At 70.7% G+C, this 4848-nt stretch carries 6 protein-coding genes; 3 read left to right on the plus strand and 3 right to left on the minus strand.

The features are described 5' to 3' along the window. The 3 genes from AC51EU_RS27060 to pdhA all read right to left on the minus strand — a co-directional run. Positions 1 to 394, minus strand: a 394-nt coding sequence (locus AC51EU_RS27060; protein ID WP_496269712.1) for a biotin/lipoyl-containing protein, incomplete at its 3' end; no start/stop codon positions are given. 19 nt (positions 395 to 413) lie between these two features. Further along, on the minus strand, positions 414 to 1397 hold the full coding sequence (locus tag AC51EU_RS27065; protein WP_496269713.1) for an alpha-ketoacid dehydrogenase subunit beta: 984 nt from the start codon (positions 1395 to 1397) through the stop codon (positions 414 to 416). Between the two features lie 2 nt (positions 1398 to 1399). After that, positions 1400 to 2593, minus strand: coding sequence for a pyruvate dehydrogenase (acetyl-transferring) E1 component subunit alpha (pdhA, locus tag AC51EU_RS27070; protein WP_496269714.1), 1194 nt, complete (start codon positions 2591 to 2593; stop codon positions 1400 to 1402). A gap of 328 nt (positions 2594 to 2921) precedes the next feature. Between pdhA and AC51EU_RS27075 the strand changes: the two genes are divergently transcribed. The 3 genes from AC51EU_RS27075 to AC51EU_RS27085 all read left to right on the plus strand — a co-directional run. After that, positions 2922 to 3581: a response regulator gene (locus tag AC51EU_RS27075; protein WP_496269715.1), complete on the plus strand. Its 660-nt coding sequence runs from the start codon at positions 2922 to 2924 to the stop codon at positions 3579 to 3581. 126 nt (positions 3582 to 3707) lie between these two features. Further along, positions 3708 to 4124 carry a pyridoxamine 5'-phosphate oxidase family protein gene (locus tag AC51EU_RS27080; RefSeq protein WP_496269716.1) on the plus strand — a complete coding sequence of 139 codons (417 nt, stop codon included), beginning with the start codon at positions 3708 to 3710 and terminating at the stop codon, positions 4122 to 4124. 36 nt (positions 4125 to 4160) lie between these two features. Next, positions 4161 to 4848: phosphotransferase (locus AC51EU_RS27085; protein WP_496269717.1), on the plus strand; the 688-nt coding region annotated here is incomplete at its 3' end.

A 4848-nucleotide genomic window follows, 5' to 3' on the forward strand; every position in this document is an offset into this window, starting at 1 on the left:
CCGGCGCCTTGCGCGGCCGGCGCTTGGTCGAGGACGGTGCGGCGCCGTAGCCGACGAGAACCGCCTGGCGGCCCTCGGGCTCCGGCTCCTCGGCCGGCTCCGCGGCCGGTGCGGGCGCCTCGGCGGGGCCCGCGCCCGGGTCGGTGTCGACCGTGATGATCGCGGTGCCGACGTCGACGGTGACGCCCTCGTCGAAGTGCAGGCTGCGCACCACCCCGTCGTAGGGGCAGGGCAGTTCGACCGCGGCCTTGGCGGTCTCGACCTCGCAGATCACCTGGCCGTCGGCGACGGTGTCACCGGGCTGGACGTACCACTTGAGGATCTCGGCCTCCGTGAGTCCCTCGCCCACGTCGGGCATCAGGAATTCGCGGAAGCGCTGTGCGTTGGTGGTCATCTGTGCTCTCCTTCGCCCCTCAGTACGCCAGCGCCCGGTCGACCGCGTCCAGCACCCGGTCGAGTCCCGGCAGGTACTCGTCCTCCAGGCGGGACGGCGGGTACGGGGCGTGGAAACCGCCGACCCTCAGCACCGGTGCCTCCAGGTGGTAGAAGCAGCGCTCGGTGATGCGGGCGGCCAGCTCCGCGGCCGGCCCCAGGAAGACCGGCGCCTCGTGGACGACGACCAGCCGGCCGGTCTTCTCCACCGACGCCTGCACGGTGTCGAAGTCCATCGGGGAGAGGGAGCGCAGATCGACGACCTCGACCGACTTGCCCTCCTCGGCGGCGACATTGGCGACGTCCGTGCAGACCTTCACCATCGGGCCGTAGGCGACGAGCGTGAGGTCCGTGCCGGGACGGGTGACGCGGGCCTTGTGCAGCGGGTCCGGGATCGCCTCGGTGTCCAGCCGCGACCTGTCGTGGTAGCGGCGCTTGGGCTCGAAGTAGATCACCGGGTCGTCGCCGGCGATGGCCTGCTGGAGCATCCAGTAGGCGTCCGACGCGTTGGACGGCGTCACGCACTTGAGGCCCGCGACATGCGCGAACAGGGCCTCGGGGGACTCGGAGTGGTGCTCGACCGCGCCGATGCCACCCGCGTAGGGGATACGGATGACGACGGGGACCTTGACCTTGCCCAGCGCGCGGGCGTGCATCTTGGCGAGCTGGGTGACGATCTGGTCGTACGCGGGGAAGACGAAACCGTCGAACTGGATCTCGACGACCGGGCGGTAGCCGCGCAGGGCCAGGCCGATCGCGGTGCCGACGATGCCGGACTCGGCGAGCGGGGTGTCGATCACCCGGTCCTCACCGAAGTCCTTCTGGAGTCCGTCGGTGACGCGGAAGACGCCGCCGAGCTTGCCGACGTCCTCGCCCATGACCAGGACCTTGGGGTCGGCCTCCATGGAGGCGCGCAGCGAGGCGTTGATCGCCTTGGCGATGGTGATCTTCTCGTGGACGGCCATGGTCAGTTCTCCTCCGAGGGGGCGTCGGTGAACGACGCCTGGTACGCGGCGAACTGTGCGCGTTCCTCGTCGACGAGCGCGTGCCCGTCGGCGTAGACGTTCTCGAAGATCGCCATGGTGTCGGGGTCGGGCATCGAGCGGACGACCTCGCGGACCCGCTTGCCGAGGGCCTCGCTCTCCTCGTCGATCGCGGTGAGGTAGGCGTCGTCGACGATTCCCTCGGCCTCCAGGTAGGTGCGCAGCCGCAGGATCGGGTCCTTGGCCTCCCACTCCACGCGCTCCTCGTCGGTGCGGTAGCGCGTGGGGTCGTCGGAGGTGGTGTGGGCGCCCATCCGGTAGGTGAACGCCTCGACGAGCATCGGGCCGCCGCCGCTGCGGGCGTGCTCCAGGGCCGCCCGGGTGACCGCGAGGCAGGCCAGGACGTCGTTGCCGTCGACCCGTACGCCGGGGAAGCCGTAGCCGCGGGCGCGCTGGTAGAGGGGAACGCGGGTCTGCTTCTCGGTGGGCTCGGAAATGGCCCACTGGTTGTTCTGGCAGAAGAAGACGACGGGCGCGTTGTAGACCGCGGAGAAGGTGAACGCCTCGGCGACGTCTCCCTGGCTGGAGGCGCCGTCACCGAAATACGCGATGACCGCGGAATCCGCGCCGTCCTTTTGCAGCCCCATCGCGTATCCGGTCGCGTGCAGCGTCTGCGAACCGATCACGATGGTGTAGAGGTGGAAGTTGTTGCTGTTCGGGTCCCAGCCGCCGTTGTTGACGCCCCGGAACATGCCCAGCAGATTCGTCGGGTCGACGCCCCGGCACCAGGCGACGCCGTGCTCGCGGTAGGTCGGGAAGACGTAGTCGTCGTCGTGCAGCGCACGACCCGAACCGATCTGGGCCGCCTCCTGGCCGAGCAGCGAGGCCCACAGGCCCAGCTCGCCCTGGCGCTGGAGGGTGGTGGCCTCGGCGTCGAACCGCCGCGTGAGCACCATGTCCCGGTAGAGCCCGCGCAGTTCCTCGGGGGAAAGGTCGATGGCGTAGTCCGGGTGCTCGACCCGCTTTCCCTCGGGGGTCAGCAGTTGTACGAGCTGATCCTGCTCCGCCGCGTCCGCCCGGCGGGCGGCCTTGGCCCGGCCCGGTGACGCCTTCTTGGCGGTGGTGCGCTTGCTGCCGGCGCGGGTGCTCTTCCGCTGGGCAGTGCCTTCCACGGTCACGTGCTGCTCCTCCGTCTGTCCGGCCCCCGGGGTCCGCCGGCGGCCGTAGTGCGGCTCACCCGGTATCCGACTCGGCGCACGGGGTGGGTGCGAACGCGGCCGGAACCGGGTGGAACAAAGCGCCCCGGAACTGGCCTGCTGTTTGCACGTTACCCATTGCCGCAGCCATCGCGGAAACGGCCCTGACCTGCGATTTTGCTTGGATTTCCAAGTAAAACCACGAAAGTCGGGAACAACTCCTGGTCACAGCGTGGCAGGCCACCGGGACAACGGCACGTTATATCGGTGACCTGGAGCACGGGAAGAGTCGGTATGTGAGACTGGGGTCGTGCGCGAAGACGGAAAAATCAGGGTTTTCCTGCTTGACGACCACGAAGTGGTCCGGCGGGGTGTCCACGAAATGCTCTCGGTCGAAGAGGACATCGAGGTGGTCGGCGAGGCCGGCACCGCCGCGGATGCCCTGGTCAGAATCCCCGCGACCCGGCCGGACGTGGCCGTGCTCGACGTCCGGCTGCCGGACGGCAGCGGTGTCGAGGTCTGCCGGGAGATACGTTCCGGCAATGACGACATCAAATGCCTGATGCTCACCTCGTTCGCCGATGACGAGGCCCTTTTCGATGCGATCATGGCCGGTGCGGCCGGATATGTCCTCAAGGCGATTCGCGGCAACGAACTGCTGGCCGCGGTCCGCGACGTCGCGGCGGGCAAGTCGCTGCTCGACCCCGTGGCCACCGCCCGCGTCCTGGAGCGGCTGCGCGGCGGGAACACCCCCAAGAGCGACGACCGCCTGGCCGGCCTGACCGAGCAGGAGCGCAAGATCCTCGACCTGATCGGCGAGGGCCTGACCAACCGCGCCATCGGCGAGCGCCTCCACCTCGCCGAGAAGACGATCAAGAACTATGTCTCCAGCCTGCTCTCCAAGCTCGGCATGGAACGCCGCTCCCAGGCCGCCGCGTATGTCGCGCGGATGCAGGCCGAACGGCGCTGACCTGCCCCGGCGCCCCCGGCCGGGGCCCGGGAAGCCGTCCCGCGACCCGGTTTCGGGACCAACGTCCCCCGCTCCCGGGGCGGGTGCCCCTACTGCGGCAGCGACACGCGGCGCATCCTGAAAGGCATGCCCGTCGACGACCATCGCGCCATCGAGCTGCTCGACCGCACCCCGTACGGACGGGTGTCGGCCAGTCGGCGGGCGCTGCCGTTCACCACCGTCACCCGGCATCTCGTCATCGACGGACGGGTACTGCTGCGGCTGCACCGCGGCTACGGCTACCACCGGGCCCTCGACGGCAATGTCGTCGCGTACGAGGCGGACAACGCCAACAGCGGCGCGCCGGACACCTGGTCCGTGCAGTTCACCGGCACCGCACGGCTCGTCACCCCCACGTCCCACGAGCGTGCCCTCTTCGGTCCGACACCCCGGCTCGCCGACGGGGAGCCCTTTGACCCCGTGTACCTGCGTATCGAGCCGGAGTTCGTGACCCTGCACCGGCTCGTGGGCATGCCCGCCACCCAGCATGCGCACTCCAAGTGACCGCACGAACGCGTGGAGTGATCTAGCATCTGGCGAGTGCTGCGCTCATCTGTAGCCCTCACGGCTTCCCCACCCGACGGCCCCACCCTCGGCTCCCTGCTCCGCCGCTACCCCGGCGCCGGGGAACCGCTCGCGTGCGAGCCCGTCGCCGAGGGACTGCTCAACCGCAGTTACGTGCTCGCCACCACCGGTGGCCGCTACTTCCTCAAGCACCACCTCGACGGCGACCGCACCGCCATCGTCCGCCAGCACCGCGCCACCCGCCGCCTCGCCGCGCTCGGACTGCCCGTCGCCCCGCCCCTCGCCGGCACCGGCGGCCGCACCGTCGCCGTCCTCGGCGGACGCTGCTACGCCCTGCACCCCTGGGTCGAGGGCGAGCACCGCGGCGGCACCGCGCTCACCCCCACCCAGTCCAGCCGCCTCGGCGCCCTGCTCGGCCTCGTCCACACCGCCCTCCACCGGGTGATGACGGACGGCCCCGGCCCGCCCCTCACCCAGCGGCCCCCCGCCAGCGCCGAACCGGCCCGTACCTTCAAGACCATCGACGACCTGCTGGTTCGGGCCCGGGGCAGCCGGCCGCGCACCAGCTTCGACGAGCTGGCCGTCCACCGGCTCCGCGAGCGCCGGGCGCTGCTCGCGCGCCACGCCCACCGGCGCCCGCCGGACGGCAGCGCGCCCGCGGCCGGCTGGGTGCACGGCGACTTCCACCCGCTCAACGTCCTCT

Source organism: Candidatus Streptomyces philanthi, assembly GCF_059553635.1.

Excerpts from the sequence above, each read along its gene's own strand:
- AC51EU_RS27065 (WP_496269713.1), bottom strand. The coding sequence starts at position 1,397 with ATGGCCGTCCACGAGAAGATCACCATCGCCAAGGCGATCAACGCCTCG.
- AC51EU_RS27080 (WP_496269716.1), top strand. The coding sequence starts at position 3,708 with ATGCCCGTCGACGACCATCGCGCCATCGAGCTGCTCGACCGCACCCCG.